The organism is Streptomyces sp. NPDC030995, assembly GCF_055571215.1.
Window position 1 is genome coordinate 56,031 of record NZ_JBVIFS010000009.1, and the last position, 13,512, is coordinate 69,542.

The 13,512-nt window shown below is 72.4% G+C and carries 15 protein-coding genes; 7 read left to right on the forward strand and 8 right to left on the reverse strand.

The features are described 5' to 3' along the window. Window positions 1-69 precede the first annotated feature (69 nt). A complete protein-coding gene (locus tag ACZ45T_RS16315) occupies window positions 70-714 on the reverse strand; it encodes a response regulator (protein ID WP_468441671.1) in 645 nt (214 codons plus the stop codon). Next, window positions 711-1,958 (reverse strand): sensor histidine kinase, encoded by a 1,248-nt coding sequence (locus ACZ45T_RS16320; RefSeq protein WP_468441673.1) that lies wholly within the window; start codon window positions 1,956-1,958, stop codon window positions 711-713. Before ACZ45T_RS16320 ends, ACZ45T_RS16315 begins: the two co-directional genes overlap by 4 nt. A gap of 100 nt (window positions 1,959-2,058) precedes the next feature. Here ACZ45T_RS16320 and ACZ45T_RS16325 point away from each other — a divergent pair, with 100 nt between their 5' ends. Then, complete coding sequence (locus tag ACZ45T_RS16325) at window positions 2,059-2,688, forward strand: hypothetical protein (protein WP_468441675.1); 630 nt, start codon at window positions 2,059-2,061, stop codon at window positions 2,686-2,688. Here ACZ45T_RS16325 and ACZ45T_RS16330 read toward each other — a convergent pair. Next, complete coding sequence (locus tag ACZ45T_RS16330) at window positions 2,592-3,164, reverse strand: cob(I)yrinic acid a,c-diamide adenosyltransferase (RefSeq protein WP_468441677.1); 573 nt, start codon at window positions 3,162-3,164, stop codon at window positions 2,592-2,594. The two genes, ACZ45T_RS16325 and ACZ45T_RS16330, sit on opposite strands and share 97 nt — an antisense overlap. Before the next feature lie 110 nt (window positions 3,165-3,274). On the opposite strand from ACZ45T_RS16330, the gene ACZ45T_RS16335 reads away from it, so the two are divergent. The 4 genes from ACZ45T_RS16335 to ACZ45T_RS16350 all read left to right on the forward strand — a co-directional run bounded on the left by ACZ45T_RS16335 (window position 3,275) and on the right by ACZ45T_RS16350 (window position 7,638). Beyond that, complete coding sequence (locus ACZ45T_RS16335) at window positions 3,275-3,412, forward strand: hypothetical protein (protein WP_468441679.1); 138 nt, start codon at window positions 3,275-3,277, stop codon at window positions 3,410-3,412. A gap of 167 nt (window positions 3,413-3,579) precedes the next feature. Then, window positions 3,580-4,428, forward strand: a complete 849-nt coding sequence (locus tag ACZ45T_RS16340) for a 3-hydroxyacyl-CoA dehydrogenase family protein (RefSeq protein ID WP_327416478.1) — start codon at window positions 3,580-3,582, stop codon at window positions 4,426-4,428. Window positions 4,429-4,602: 174 nt separating this feature from the next. After that, window positions 4,603-4,926 carry an STAS domain-containing protein gene (locus tag ACZ45T_RS16345; protein ID WP_355410659.1) on the forward strand — a complete coding sequence of 108 codons (324 nt, stop codon included), beginning with the start codon at window positions 4,603-4,605 and terminating at the stop codon, window positions 4,924-4,926. A gap of 192 nt (window positions 4,927-5,118) precedes the next feature. Beyond that, window positions 5,119-7,638 carry an ATP-binding protein gene (locus tag ACZ45T_RS16350; RefSeq protein WP_468441681.1) on the forward strand — a complete coding sequence of 840 codons (2,520 nt, stop codon included), beginning with the start codon at window positions 5,119-5,121 and terminating at the stop codon, window positions 7,636-7,638. A 55-nt stretch (window positions 7,639-7,693) separates the two neighbouring features. On the opposite strand, the gene nucS is transcribed toward ACZ45T_RS16350, so the two are convergent. Beyond that, complete coding sequence (gene nucS / locus ACZ45T_RS16355; protein WP_468441683.1) at window positions 7,694-8,365, reverse strand: endonuclease NucS; 672 nt, start codon at window positions 8,363-8,365, stop codon at window positions 7,694-7,696. A 220-nt stretch (window positions 8,366-8,585) separates the two neighbouring features. Between nucS and ACZ45T_RS16360 the strand changes: the two genes are divergently transcribed. Next, window positions 8,586-8,978 carry an SCO5389 family protein gene (locus tag ACZ45T_RS16360; protein WP_030660337.1) on the forward strand — a complete coding sequence of 131 codons (393 nt, stop codon included), beginning with the start codon at window positions 8,586-8,588 and terminating at the stop codon, window positions 8,976-8,978. 28 nt (window positions 8,979-9,006) lie between these two features. Here the strand turns inward: ACZ45T_RS16360 and ACZ45T_RS16365 are convergent, their stop codons facing one another. Continuing rightward, a complete protein-coding gene (locus ACZ45T_RS16365; protein ID WP_468441686.1) occupies window positions 9,007-10,038 on the reverse strand; it encodes an LLM class flavin-dependent oxidoreductase in 1,032 nt (343 codons plus the stop codon). Window positions 10,039-10,267: 229 nt separating this feature from the next. On the opposite strand from ACZ45T_RS16365, the gene ACZ45T_RS16370 reads away from it, so the two are divergent. After that, window positions 10,268-10,594: an ATP/GTP-binding protein gene (locus tag ACZ45T_RS16370; protein WP_360888526.1), complete on the forward strand. Its 327-nt coding sequence runs from the start codon at window positions 10,268-10,270 to the stop codon at window positions 10,592-10,594. 41 nt (window positions 10,595-10,635) lie between these two features. Here ACZ45T_RS16370 and ACZ45T_RS16375 read toward each other — a convergent pair whose 3' ends face one another. From ACZ45T_RS16375 to ACZ45T_RS16385, 3 genes are all read right to left on the reverse strand, one after another. Beyond that, complete coding sequence (locus ACZ45T_RS16375) at window positions 10,636-11,469, reverse strand: ABC transporter permease (RefSeq protein WP_468441688.1); 834 nt, start codon at window positions 11,467-11,469, stop codon at window positions 10,636-10,638. Beyond that, the gene (locus ACZ45T_RS16380; protein ID WP_468441690.1) at window positions 11,466-12,581 is read right to left on the reverse strand and encodes an ABC transporter ATP-binding protein; all 1,116 of its coding nucleotides are present in this window, start codon (window positions 12,579-12,581) and stop codon (window positions 11,466-11,468) included. Before ACZ45T_RS16380 ends, ACZ45T_RS16375 begins: the two co-directional genes overlap by 4 nt. Before the next feature lie 152 nt (window positions 12,582-12,733). Beyond that, a complete protein-coding gene (locus tag ACZ45T_RS16385) occupies window positions 12,734-13,510 on the reverse strand; it encodes an ABC transporter permease (protein WP_468441979.1) in 777 nt (258 codons plus the stop codon). Window positions 13,511-13,512: the final 2 nt, after the last annotated feature.

Consider the following 13,512-nt stretch of genomic DNA (forward strand, 5'->3'; position numbering starts at 1 on the left):
GTTGTGCGGTGAGACTAGAAAGGTCTGGACCAACCGTCAAGAGGTCCAGACCGGTGCGCCAAAACACCCCTAGATGCCCAACTCCTGCGCCAGGACGGCGGCTTGGACGCGGCTGCGGAGGTCGAGTTTGCCCAGCAGGCGGCTGACGTGCGTCTTCACCGTCGCCTCCGCCATGTCCAGCCGGACCGCGACCTCCGCGTTCGACAGACCCTGGCCCAGGCAGGACAGCACCTCGCGCTCGCGGCGGGTCAGCGTCTCCAGGGCCGGCGGGGCGGCGGGCCTGGCCGGCGCTGCCGGAGCCGCGAACTCCGCGATCAGCCGCCTGGTCACCGCCGGGGCGATCAGGCCCTCCCCGCCCGCGACGGTCCGTACCGCCGCGATCAGCTCCGCCGCCTCCGCGTTCTTCAGCAGGAAGCCCGCGGCCCCGGCCCGCAGCGCCCCGAACACGTACTCGTCGAGGTCGAAGGTGGTCAGCACCAGCACGTCCGCCAGGCCCTCGGCGACCACCTCGCGCGTCGCGGACACCCCGTCGAGCCTGGGCATCTGCACATCCATGAGGACGAGGTCCGGCCGCAGCTCCCGGGCCAGGCGCACCGCCTCCTCCCCGTCGCCCGCCTCGCCCACCACCTCGATGTCGCCCGCGCTGCGCAGGATGAGCACCAGCCCGGCCCGTACCGCGCCCTGGTCCTCCGCCACCACCACCCGGATGGTCATGCCTCCACCGCCTTCTCGTCGGCGGGCAGGATCGCCCGCACCTGCCATATGGGACCGGCCCGGCCCGCCGCGAACGACCCGCCCAGCAGCTCCGTCCGCTCCCGCATGCCGATCAGCCCGGCACCCGAGCCGGGGGCGCGCGGGCCCGGCCGGTCCCCGTAGGGCGAGTCCACCCCCACCGTCAGCAGCCCGTCCGCGTGCGCCACGCGGACCGTGACCGTGCCCGGGGCGGCGTGCTTGAGGGCATTGGTCAGCGACTCCTGGACGATCCGGTACGCCGCCAGCTCCACCGGGGCCGCCGCCGGCTCCCCGGACGGCCGCTCGTCGTGGAGTACGAATTCCAGCCCGCTCGCCGAGCCGTTGGTCCGGGCCTGGCCGAGCAGGGCGTCCAGGCCGTCCAACGAGGGCACGGCGACCGCCTCCTGCTCGGCCCCCGCGTCGCGCAGCAGCCCGATCAGGCGGCGCATCTCGGCCAGGCCCTGCACGCTGTTCTCCCGGATCACCCCGAGCGCCTCGCGGCTGGTGTCGGCCTTGTCGATGGAGAGCGCCGCGGTGGAGTGGATGGCGATGGCGGAGAGGTGGTTGGCCACCATGTCGTGCAGCTCCCGGGCCATCCGGGCCCGCTCGGCGGCCACGGCCTGGCTGCGGTCCATCTCGGACAGCAGCGCGGTCTGCTCGGCGCGCAGCCGGGCGGCCACGGCGGCCTCGCGGTGGTTGCGCAGGGTGGCGCCGGTCAGGGCCGGGCCGAAGCTCACGATGCCGGTGACCACGCCGATCAGCAGGGCCTGCGGGGTGCGCAGCCACGCCACCGAGGCGATGGTGACGGCGATGGTGATCAGGCCGGTGCTCACCGGGAGCCGCCGGGCCATGGCAGGTTTCCCGTACACGACGGCGGCGTACATCAGGTCGGTGAAGATCAGGACGGTGGCGAGGCTGCCGACCGTGAACTGGTCGGCGATGATGCCGACGGTGCCGACGGGCAGGGTCACCGACGGGCGGGTGCGGCGCAGCAGCTCCATCGCGCCGAGGACCACGAGGGGGATCAGGGCGGCCCAGTCGGGGAAGAAGTGCCGGCTGCCGTTCTGGTGCACCCCGAGTGACCACATGGCGAGGCCCGCCAGCACGCTGACCACGGCCAGGAGGACGTCGTCGCGGTGGGGGCGGGGGATCTTCGTGGTCACGGTCCCATCCAACAGGGTGTGCGGGCCGGCCACCTCGGCGGAGAGGCGGAGGCGCGGGTACATCGAAGGATGCAGGCGCACGTCGTCACTGGCGACGACGCTTCGGGCCCGGCCGGACGGGAGTCTGAGGGGGAGTCCCACCCCCGAGCGGACGGAGAGTCCTGTGATCGTCGCGCTGATCATCGCCTGTGAGGTCGGCTTCTGGGTCCTGCTGGCGGCCGGCCTGGCCCTGCGCTACCTCGCGAGGATGCCCCGGCTGGGGGCGGCGGTCCTGCTGTGCGAGCCGCTGATGGAGCTGGTCCTGCTGGTGGTCACCACGCTCGACCTCAAGAACGGCGCCCCGCCGGACTGGAAGCACGGCCTGGCCGCGCTCTACATCGGCTACACCGTCGCCTACGGCCACTACACGATCAAGTGGCTCGACGGCCACGCCGCCCACCGGCTGGCCGGCGGGCCCAAGCCGGCGGGCGCCGGGTACGGGAGGGCCCGTACCGTCCACGAGTGGAAGCTGTGGGCCCGTACCGTCCTCGCGGCCGCCGTGGCCCTCGGCCTGCTCCAGGCGGCGATCTGGTACGTCGGCGACGCGGGCGACGTCAGCTCGCTCAAGGCGTGGCAGTTCGGCGCCCTGCGGGCCGTCGCCATCCACGGCCTGATCGCCGTCACCTACACGATCTGGCCGAAGAAGGCCCCCGCGGGCTACCGCTCGCCGCCCGGCACCCAGAGCACGTCCCCGACCTCCTTGTTGGCCACGCGGGCCAGGATGAACAGGAGGTCGGAGAGGCGGTTCAAGTAGGTGGCCGTCATCGGGTTCATCACCTCGCCGTGCACCTCCAGCGCCGCCCACGTGGAACGCTCGGCGCGCCGGACCACCGTGCAGGCCTGGTGCAGCAGGGCCGCGCCGGGGGTGCCGCCGGGGAGGATGAAGCTGCGCAGCTTCTCCACCTGCTCCAGGAAGTGGTCGCAGTCCGCCTCCAGCTTGTCGATGTAGAACTGCTCCACCCGCAGCGGCGGGTACTCCGGATTCTCGACGACGGGGGTGCACAGGTCCGCGCCGACGTCGAAGAGATCGTTCTGCACCCGGACCAGGACCTTCACGACCTCCGCCGACAGCCCGCCGAGCGCGATGGCCGTCCCCAGGGCCGCGTTGGCCTCGTTGGCGTCGGCGTAGGCGGCGATCCGCAGGTCGGTCTTGGCCGTGCGGCTCATGTCGCCGAGCGCGGTCGTGCCCTTGTCGCCGGTACGGGTGTAGATGCGCGTGAGGTTCACCATGCCGCCAGAGTAGTGAGGCCCGGTGGAAAATCGCACGCGGAGCCGCTCGCGTGCCCGGTACCGTCCGCAGCCGGGCCCGAAAGGGGCCCGGAGGGTGAAGAGATAGCGGTTTGACCGACATGTTCGGAATCTGGCAGCGGGCCGAACTGGCCAAGCGGGTCGACGTCTTGGCGGGCGACGCGGCGGCGCGCGAGGTCGGGCGACTGCGGGCGATCGAGGAGCGGTTGAGGGAACCGGGGGGCGGCTGACCCGTCCCGGTGTGATGTCCGTCATCTGAGACGTGACGCGTGTTACTTCGGGGTCACTCGGCACCGCCCGGACGCTAGTCTCCGCCGGAGGGGCCAGGAGACTGGGCCGTTTCGAGGCATGCTGGGCCGTATCAAGGCTGGGCCATATCAAATACGTGGGGTGTGCAGTGGCTGGGAAGCTCGCCGTCATCGGTGCCGGACTGATGGGTTCCGGGATCGCTCAGGTCTCCGCTCAGGCGGGTTGGGACGTCGTCCTGCGCGATGTCACCGACGCCGCGCTGACCCGCGGAACGGACGGGATCAAGGCCTCGTACGACAAGTTCGTCTCCAAGGGCAAGATGACGGCCGAGGACGCCGAGGCGGCGCTCGCGCGCATCACGACGACCACCGACCTCGACGCCGTCGCCGACGTCGACATCGTCGTGGAAGCCGTCTTCGAGAAGATCGAGATCAAGCACGAGATCTTCCGCGCCCTCGACAAGATCGTCCGCGAGGACGCGATCCTCGCCTCCAACACCTCCGCCATCCCGATCACCAAGATCGCGGCCGCGACGGAGCGTCCGGAGCGGGTCGTCGGCGCGCACTTCTTCTCGCCCGTCCCGATGATGCAGCTGTGCGAGCTCGTGCGCGGCTACAAGACGAGCGACGAAACCCTCGCCACCACCCGGGCGTTCGCCGAGTCCGTCGGCAAGACCTGCATCGTCGTCAACCGCGACGTCGCCGGCTTCGTGACGACCCGTCTGATCTCCGCGCTGGTCGTGGAGGCCGCCAAGTTGTACGAGTCGGGCGTGGCCTCCGCCGAGGACATCGACATCGCGTGCAAGCTGGGCTTCGGACACGCGATGGGGCCGCTGGCCACCGCCGACCTCACGGGTGTCGACATCCTGCTGCACGCCACCAGCAACATCTACACCGAGTCCCAGGACGAGAAGTTCGCGCCGCCGGAGCTCATGCGCCGCATGGTGGACGCGGGCGACATCGGCCGCAAGAGCGGGCAGGGCTTCTACAAGCACTGAGGCCGGGCCAGCCACTGAGCACCATCGTTCGAATGCCGTCACCCCTCAGGGTGATTTAGGTATCGGTTCGCTCACGGTCGGCAACTTCCCTGCCCGTGCGGCAGTCAGTTGCAGTGAGAGTTGCCGACCACGGACCAGTCGGACCATACGTACGCAGTACCGCCGGGAGTACACATGCACATCAGGGGCGACCACGCCGAACTCGCTGTCGGGGGCCGCCTCGACGTGCGCAGCGCGGCGGACGCCCGTACGGTCCTCCACACCGCCCTCGACGACGGCCACGGCGACCTCGTGCTCGACCTCACCGGGCTCGACTCCTGGGACGCGACCGGCCTCGGCGTGATCATGGGCGCGCACCGGAGGGCCGGCCGGACCGGACGACGCCTCGTCCTGCGCGGGGTGCCGCCCCAGATGCAGCGGCTGCTCGTGGCGACCCGGCTGCACCGGATCCTCGCGATCGAGGGCGGCCTGGAAGCCGAGTCCCTGCCCCGGGTCTGATCCCGCAAGCCGCTGACCTTTGCATTTCCTGCGGAAACGTAACGGTCCGGTGGTGATCGCACCCCTGCGGTTTCCCGCACGACCGGCCACGGTCTAGGGTTCGGGCGGAAACCGGACCAGGAGCGCCCGCGGGTGCGCGACGGCCGGGCGGTACGACGGCGAGGCGCGCGGCCCGCGATGGGGGACTTGGTCATGGACCGTACACAGGGGCATACCGGGCAGGACGAGCAGTCCGCGGGCAGCTCCGTGCCGCCCGTGCCGCCCATACCGTCGCCGCCCACGCCGGGAGCGGCGGGCGCGGCGCTCACGGCGGGCGCGGCGGCCGGGCCCGCCCGGGTCGTCAGCCTGGTCGCGGGCGACTTCACCCTCACCGTCAACCCGGTCGACGGCAGCGAGATCGAACCGCTGCGTCCCGGTACGCAGACCGGCCGCCCCGCCAAGCGCGACGCGGCCGCCCGCAGGGCCGCGGACGCCGCCGCGCGGCCGCCCGTGCTGCCGGGCCCCTCCATATCCGTCCGGCACCGGCCGGCACGCGAGGAGGAGCGGGAGCGGCTGGTCCGGCTGCTCGGCCGGGGCCGGTCCGTACGCCTGACCGGACCTTCAGGATCCGGTCGCAGCGCGCTGCTCGACGCGGTCGCCGCCCAGTGCGCGGGCCTCGCGCCCGACGGCGTCGTACGGCTCTCCGGATACGGGCACCAGCAGCCCGCGGAGCTGCTCCAGGCGCTCTACGCGACCGTGTACGAGGCCTCGCGCGAGCGGCCCGAGCGGGGCGAGCTCCTCGCCCGCGTGCGCGACATCGGGGCGATCGTCCTCCTCGACGACCTGGAGATGGGCGGCACCGCCCTCGACGAGCTGCTCCACGCCACCCCCGAGTGCGCCTATCTGCTCGCCGCGACCCCCGAGACCCGGGCCCCCTCCGACGACTCGCACATCGAGGAGGTCTTCCTCGGCGGGCTGGGCAAGCCCGACTGCCTGGAACTGCTGGAGACGGCCCTCGGACGGCCGCTGACGGACGCCGAGACCGCCTGGGCGGAAGACCTGCGGTTCGCCTCCGAGGGGCTGCCGCTGCGCTTCGTACAGGCCGCCGCGCTGCTGCGGCAGCGCGACGAGCTCAACCACGGAGCCGAGGACGACGAGGAGGAAGAGCCCGGCGTCTTCGAGGAGCGCCCGCGCGAGGCCGCCGAGGTCCCGCTGCCCACGCTCGCCGAGGGCGCGGCCCCGGCGGAACTGCTGGCCTCCCGGGTCAGCGAGTCGGCGCGCGCGGCCCTGCGGATCGCGTGCGCGCTGGGCGGGGAGCTGCCGCACCACGCGCACCTGCCGGCGCTGGTGGGGGACACCCACGCCGACACGGCCGTGGCGGAACTGCTGGCCTGCGGGCTGCTGACGCCCGTCGGAACGCGGTACCGGCTGGCCGCAGGGGTCGCGCGTCAGCTGGAGGAGGCCGGGTACGGGGACACCGCGGCCGAGGAGGCCCGCACGGCCGCCCGGCACTACGCCTGGTGGACCGGGCACGCCTCGGTGACCCCGGAGCGGGTCGCGGCGGAGGCGGACGCGGTTCTCGCCGCCCTGGCCGGCGCCGACGTGGTGGCGGCGGTGCTGCTGGCGCGGACGGCGGCCCCCGCGTTCGCGGCCTCCCTGCACTGGGAGGCGTGGGAGCGGGTGCTGCGCTCGGGCGCGGAGGCCGCGCGCAAGGCGGGCGAGGTCGCAGAGCAGGCGTACTTCCACCACGAGCTCGGCGTACTGGCCCTGTGCGAGGGACGCCTCGACCGGGCGCGGGCCGAGCTGGAGACCTCGATCGGACTGCGGGGCGCGCTCGCGGACAAGCGGGGCACGGTGGCGGGACGGCGGGCGCTGGCGCTGGTCGTGGACCGGGAGGCCGCTGGGGTGGCGGCGTCGCCGCCGCTGCGGCTGGAACCGCCGGCGCTCCCGGCGGCGGCTCCGGAAGCGGTGACGGTGGCGACCCCGGCCGCCCCGGCCGCCCCGGCCTCCAGGGCGGCGCTCCCCGCGGCTCCGGCGGCCTCGGTGGCTCCGGCGGCTCAGACCGCCCCGACGGCACGGATGACCCCGGTCGTCCCCGTCCCCGTCCGCGTCTCCGCCGAGGCGGTGACGCGGATGACGCCGGTGGTTCCGGTGAACCGGCGTACCGAGCCGCCCGCGACGCTGTCCGAGGTGTTCGAGGACGCCTTCCCGCTGTCGCCCAAGCCGTCGCCGGCCGTCGCCCCCGCGCCCGCCGCCGAACCGGCCCGCGATCCCCGCCGTCGCCGGCTGGTGCTGCTGGCCGGGGCGGGAGCGCTGACGGTGGTGGCGCTCGGCACGGTCGTGAGCCTCGCGCTGGGCTCCTCCGACACCTCGCCGCCGGCGCATGCGCCCGCGGTGTCCTCGACCCCGGGAGCGACGCCGCCGTCGCTGGTGCCGGGGACCAGCGGGAACGATCCTGCACCGGAGCCGCCCGTGTCGGCCCCGCCGTCGGAGTCCACGGCACCGGGGGAGAGCGTCGCCCCCAGCCCGGGCCGCACGCCGGGCCGGACCCCGTCCCGCCGCCCCTCCACGACGCCGCCGAACTCCCCGCCGCCGTCGTCCGTTTCGCCCCCGCCGACGAGCGCGGGGCCGTCCACGTCGCCGACGGAGAGCTCCGTGCCGACACCGACGGCCACCGCCACGGGTCCGGGAACGGCCACCGCCACGGGGCCGGTCACGCCCACCAGCCCGTAGCACGCCGACGGCTCCGTCCCTCGGGACGGAGCCGTCGACACGAGAAGGCCAGGGGCTAGAACAGGCGGAGCTTGTCGTCCTCGATGCCGCGCAGCGCGTCGTAGTCCAGGACCACGCAGTCCATCCCGCGGTCGGTCGCCAGCACCTTGGCCTGCGGCTTGATCTCCTGGGCCGCGAAGACCCCGCGGACCGGGGCCAGGTGGGGGTCGCGGTTGAGCAGCTCCAGGTAGCGGGTCAGCTGCTCGACGCCGTCGATCTCGCCGCGGCGCTTGATCTCCACCGCCACCGTCGCGCCGGAGGCGTCCCGGCACAGGATGTCCACCGGGCCGATCGCCGTCATGTACTCGCGCCGGATCAGGGTGTAGCCCTCGCCCAGCGTTTCGATGCGGTCCGCGAGGAGCTCCTGGAGGTGCGCCTCGACGCCGTCCTTGATGAGCCCCGGGTCGATGCCGAGCTCGTGGGAGGAGTCGTGGAGGACTTCCTCCATGGTGATGATGAGCTTCTCGCCCGCCTTGTTGATGACCGTCCACACACCGGCGTCGTCACCGCTCCCCTCTTTGAGGGTGCACGGGGGCGACATCCAGTTGAGCGGTTTGTACGCCCGGTCGTCCGCGTGGATCGAGACACTGCCGTCGGCCTTCACGAGGATCAGACGGGGTGCCGAGGGCAGATGGGCGGTGAGCCGGCCCGCGTAGTCGACGGAGCAGCGGGCAATGACGAGACGCATGGTCGGCAACGCTACTCGACCGACGGCCCTCCACGCGATTCGCCCCTGAAAGCCCCCTTCGCCGATGGCGCGTTGTATGCGCATTCTCCTGGTGCGCCACCCACGGGGCGCCTACCGTGGTGAGCGGGAGGTTGCGAACCGTGCACTCTGCGTCGCGACCTCCTTCCCTGCCCGTAAGACTCCGGCAACCCAATCAGCCGGGGTCGCGAGAGGAGAACCCATGTCGCTCGACGTCTCACCGGCCCTACTCGAACAGGCCGAGCGAGGCGAGGTCGACGAAGCCGCTTTCGTCGACTGCGTCCGGACCTCCCTGCCCTACGCATGGGAGATGATCAGCTCGCTGGTGGCCCAGCTGAAGGTGGACGGCGGACAGTTCGCCGACAACCAGACGCCGCCGCCCGACGAGCAGGCGCGTGGGCAGCTGCTGCGCGCTCTCGCGAGTGACGCGATACGTGGTGCGCTGCAGCGGCACTTCGGAGTGCGCCTGGCATTCCAGAACTGTCACCGGGTAGCGGTGTTCCCGCTGGATCCCTCGGTGGACGACCGGCTGGCCAAGTTCACTTCGATCCGCGGTCAGCTGCTCAACCAGTCGCCGGAACTGCGCGACTGCTAGGACGGACCCTGGGTACCGCCGGCGGATCTCAGCCGAGACGGGGCAGGACTTCGACGCCGAGTCGTCGTACGTTCTCCTCCGTCGCGGCGAGATCGCCGGAGCCCTCCGTCAGGAGTGCGAAGCGCGTGATGCCCGTCCGCTGCGACGTGGCCGCCAGCCGGTCCGCCGCCACCTCCGGGGTGCCCACCGGGTGCAGGTCGCACAGCAGTTCCGTGTACGCGACGGGATCCCGCATCGCGCGCTCCCGGCCGTCCACCGTCACGTGCGCGTCCAGGCCCTGCTTGAACCAGCCGGGCATCGCCTTCAGCAGGGTCTCGCGGGCGTCCGCCGTGCTGTCCGCCAGCTGGCACACCCCGGCGGAGACGTGTCCCGCGCGGGCCACGTGCTCCGGCGGGTGGCCCGCCGCCAGTGCCTCGGCGCGCCACAGCGCGACCATCTCGGCCTTGGCCTCGTCCCCGCAGTGCATGCCGAGCAGCATCGGCAGCCCCCGCCGCGCGGCCAGCCGTACCGACGTCGGCGAGGTGCAGGCCACGATGACCTCCGGGCCCGTCCCGTCCCCGTCCAGGGCCTCCGACGGCCGCGGTACCACGGCCACCTCGCGGAAGTCGTACCGCTCGCCGGCGGCTCCCACCCGGGCCTCGGTCAACCAGCGCCGCAGCAGGTCCAGGGCTTCGGGGAAGCCGTTCTCGTACGAGTCCAGGCCGCCCCCGAACACCTCCAGGTCGACCCACGGCCCGCCGCGGCCCACCCCGAGGGTGAACCGGCCGCCGGAGGTCACGTGCAGCAGGGCCGCCTGCTCCCCGAGGGCCACCGGGTGGGTGCTCGGCAGCACGCTCACCGCCGTGCCCACCCGCAGCCGCCGTGTGCGGCCCAGCAGCAGGGCGGCCAGGGTCACCGCCGAGGGGCAGACCCCGTACGGGACGAAGTGGTGCTCGGCGAGCCAGACCGAGTCGAGCCCGGCCTCCTCGGCCACTTCGGCGGTCCGCACCGCCCGGTGCAGTGCTTCTCCCTGTCCCTGACCCGGGAACTGGGCCGCCAGTACAAACGCTCCTACGCGCATCGCCTTTAGCCTCCTCGCGGCTGACGCGGCCTCCCCCAGGTGGACCGGTTCTTCCTATGGCAACAACGTCTGACACGTGCCAAAGGCACGGGCTGACACGAAAGTTATTGGGATTGTCGGGCCATTCCTCTTCGTACGGCAGCCGCTACCAGCCACCCTGCGGGTACCCGGTCTCGCTGCGCGTAGTCTGGGAGAAAGTCACTGCCGTCCGCCCATCCGTGAGGTATACGTGTCACCGCGCAACAACCGCCCCAAGGGCGGCGAGACTCCGGACGAACGCCCCAGCACCGGCCTCGACCGCTACGGGCTGGAGCGCACCGAGGAGTACCAGGGCGAGGACTGGAAGGTCCGGCACGTCGCGGGCGCGAGCGCGGCGGGCAAGCGCTACCGCTGCCCGGGCTGCGACCAGGAGATCCCCTCCGGCACCCCGCACTTGGTGGCGTGGCCGGAGTACGGCGGCGTCGACGACCGGCGGCACTGGCACAAGGCCTGCTGGAACGCGAAGGACCGCCGCACCTCCAAGGTGCAGCGGTCCCGTAACGCGCCCCGGTACTAGCCCGCGCGGCAAGATCCGAAAGGCGTAGGCCCGGACAGGGTCTAGACGTCCCGGCGGCCGACCGACACGTACGAGGCGGTCACCGCGGCGCCCGTGACCAGCAGGATCAGCGCCAGGTGGGAGAAGTCGCTGGGCATCACGCCCAGGTCGTTGCCCGTAGGCATGCCGAACAGCTGCATCAGGGCCACCGGCGCGTTGTTCTGGAGGATCGCCCGCCCGACGGGTGCCACGGCCTCCCAGATGCTGAGCATCGCCCCTATCACCGGCGGCAGCGTGACGAGGCCGAGCATCACGGCGATCGCCCCGGCCGAGTGCCGCACCAGCGCGCCGACGGCGAGGGCGAGCACGCCGAGCAGGGTGACGTAGAAACTGCCCGCCAGCGCGCCGAGCCACTCGCTCGCCCCGTGCCGTCCGGCGGCGGCCCCGCCGTGCGTGATCCGCGCGGACACCCCGACCACGAAGACGGCCGCGGCGGTCGTGAGGAAGGCCGTGATGCTGAAGACGAGGTACTTGGCGGTGAGCACCCGATAGCGGTCGGGGGCAGCGGTGAAGGTGGTCCGCGCCAGGCCGGTCGCGTGTTCCGAGCTGATCGTCAGGACGCCGAGGACCATCACCGCGATCTGCCCGATCAGCAGGCCGAAGAGCGCCGGCGTGATGAAGGAGATCCCCGTGTAGTCCCGGTCCATGGTCTGCACGACGAAGAGCAGGCCGAAGCCGACGACCGTCAGCACGAGCGAGCCGAGGGTCCACAGCGTGGAACGGACCGAGACCATCTTGGTCCACTCGGAGGCCAGGGCGTGCCCCAGGTGCGGCCGCAGCGCGGGCAGCGGCGAGCTGTACGTCGCGGCGGTCCGCGCGCCGGAGGGGCTGGTCATCTGGCGTCCTCGGGGTCGTTCTCGGCGGAGCGGGCGAGCTCGCCCGGCTTGCTGGGCATCAGGAAGGGCCGGCCGCCCGCTGCGGGGGGCGGCGGCGCGAAGAAGCCCGTCTGCGGGACCTCCGGGGCCGTCGGACCGTCCTCCCACGCCGGGACGGTGAGGGGCTCCGGCTCCCACAGCTCGGCCCGCGGGTCGTCGGTGGAGGTGTACTCGAGGGCGGACTGGGTCATCCGCATGTACGCCTCCTCCAGCGAGGCCCGGTGCGGTGACAGCTCCCACAGCCGTACGCCGGCCCCGTGGGCGAGATCCGAGATGCGGGCAAGCTCCAGACCGGTCACGCGCAGTGCTCCGTCGGGCTCCTGGAGGACCCGGCCGCCCGCCTCCGTGAGGATCGCACCCAGCGTGTCCCAGCCATCCGGATCAGTGTCGGCCGCGCGCACCCGAGCGAATCCGGCCGAGTTGTGCGCGATGAACTCCTGGGTGCCCATGTCGGCCAGCAGCCGTCCCCGGCCGATGACGATCAGGTGGTCGGCGGTCAGCGCCATCTCGCTCATCAGGTGCGAGGAGACGAAGACCGTGCGGCCCTCGGAGGCGAGCCGGCGCATGAGGTTGCGGACCCAGAGGATGCCCTCGGGGTCGAGGCCGTTGACCGGCTCGTCGAACAGGAGCACCTGCGGATCGCCGAGCAGGGCGGTGGCGATGCCGAGCCGCTGGCCCATGCCGAGCGAGAAGCCCTTCGTGCGCTGCCGGGCGACGTCCTGGAGGCCGACCACGGCCAGCACCTCGTCCACCCGCTTCTCCGGGATCCCGGAGAGCTGGGCCACGGACAGCAGGTGGGTGCGGGCCCGGCGGCCGCCGTGCACGGCCTTGGCGTCGAGCAGGGCCCCGACGTTCCGCTGGGCGTTCGGCAGCTCCCGGAAGGGGAGGCCGTTGATCGTGACCCGGCCGGACGTGGGCCGGTCGAGGCCCAGGATCATGCGCATGGTGGTGGACTTGCCGGAGCCGTTGGGCCCCAGGAAACCGGTGACGTGACCCGGCTTGACCTGGAAGGACAACTGGTCGACGGCGGTCTTGGCGCCGAAGCGCTTGGTCAGGCCGACTGCCTCGATCATCTTGCTGCCCCTTACCAGGCCGGGACGACTTTCGCCCGCGTAAGGGTTAAGAGGATATCGAGTCTCGTACGGTTCCGTCCCCTGCCGGATCCCTGAGCCGCCCCTGAGACCGACCCGGGCATCCCCCGTAGTCCTTCAGGAGGGCGCCGCCGTCACGCGTCCCTCTTCTTGAGGACGAGGTAGCCCCCGAGGACGGCGGCCAGCGCCCACAGGGTCATGATCCCCAGGCCGCCCCAGGGGCCGTAGGGCGACGGTTCGCTGCCCATCGCGTTCGGGACGACCTGCATGATCTTGCCGCCGGCCTGGTCCGGGAAGTACCGCGCGACCTTCCGGGTCGCCGGTACCGCCCCGAGGATGTTCGAGATCAGGAAGAAGAACGGCATCAGGATGCCGAGCGAGAGGATCGAGCTGCGCAGCATCGTGGCCACACCCATGGAGAGCAGGGCGATCAGTGCCATGTAGAGGCCGGCGCCGATCACCGCCCGCAGTACGTTCGGCTCGTCGATGCTGATGCTGCGCTCGCCCAGGATGGCCTGTCCGAGGAAGAAGGACAGGAAGCTGGTGGCCAGGCCCACGACGAGCGCGAGGGCGGTGGCCACTGTGAGCTTGCCGAAGAGCAGCTCCGCGCGCCGGGGCACGGCGGCCAGCGAGGTGCGGATCATGCCCGAGCTGTACTCGGTGCCGACCACCAGGACACCGAAGACGATCACGGCGAGCTGGCCGAGGGTCATGCCGGCGAAGCTCACCAGGGTCGGGTCGAAGGTGGCCCGCTCCTCGGGCCTCATCCCCTCGAAGCTGTTGTTGATGACCACGCACAGCGCGGCACTGATCCCGACGGTGACCACCAGGGCGGAGGCCAGGGTCCAGCTGGTGGAGGCGACCGTGCGGATCTTGGTCCACTCGGACCGGAGGACGGCGGAGAAGGCCATGC

What these genes read in the sequence shown, in the direction of transcription:
- ACZ45T_RS16320 (WP_468441673.1), bottom strand. Translation starts at nt 1,958, where the DNA reads ATGTACCCGCGCCTCCGCCTCTCCGCCGAGGTGGCCGGCCCGCACACC.
- ACZ45T_RS16345 (WP_355410659.1), top strand. Translation starts at nt 4,603, where the DNA reads ATGCACATCAGGGGCGACCACGCCGAACTCGCTGTCGGGGGCCGCCTC.
- ACZ45T_RS16360 (WP_030660337.1), top strand. Translation starts at nt 8,586, where the DNA reads ATGTCGCTCGACGTCTCACCGGCCCTACTCGAACAGGCCGAGCGAGGC.
- ACZ45T_RS16330 (WP_468441677.1), bottom strand. Translation starts at nt 3,164, where the DNA reads ATGGTGAACCTCACGCGCATCTACACCCGTACCGGCGACAAGGGCACG.
- ACZ45T_RS16365 (WP_468441686.1), bottom strand. Translation starts at nt 10,038, where the DNA reads ATGCGCGTAGGAGCGTTTGTACTGGCGGCCCAGTTCCCGGGTCAGGGA.
- ACZ45T_RS16350 (WP_468441681.1), top strand. Translation starts at nt 5,119, where the DNA reads ATGGACCGTACACAGGGGCATACCGGGCAGGACGAGCAGTCCGCGGGC.
- ACZ45T_RS16375 (WP_468441688.1), bottom strand. Translation starts at nt 11,469, where the DNA reads ATGACCAGCCCCTCCGGCGCGCGGACCGCCGCGACGTACAGCTCGCCG.
- ACZ45T_RS16380 (WP_468441690.1), bottom strand. Translation starts at nt 12,581, where the DNA reads ATGATCGAGGCAGTCGGCCTGACCAAGCGCTTCGGCGCCAAGACCGCC.
- nucS (WP_468441683.1), bottom strand. Translation starts at nt 8,365, where the DNA reads ATGCGTCTCGTCATTGCCCGCTGCTCCGTCGACTACGCGGGCCGGCTC.
- ACZ45T_RS16315 (WP_468441671.1), bottom strand. Translation starts at nt 714, where the DNA reads ATGACCATCCGGGTGGTGGTGGCGGAGGACCAGGGCGCGGTACGGGCC.
- ACZ45T_RS16385 (WP_468441979.1), bottom strand. Translation starts at nt 13,510, where the DNA reads ATGGCCTTCTCCGCCGTCCTCCGGTCCGAGTGGACCAAGATCCGCACG.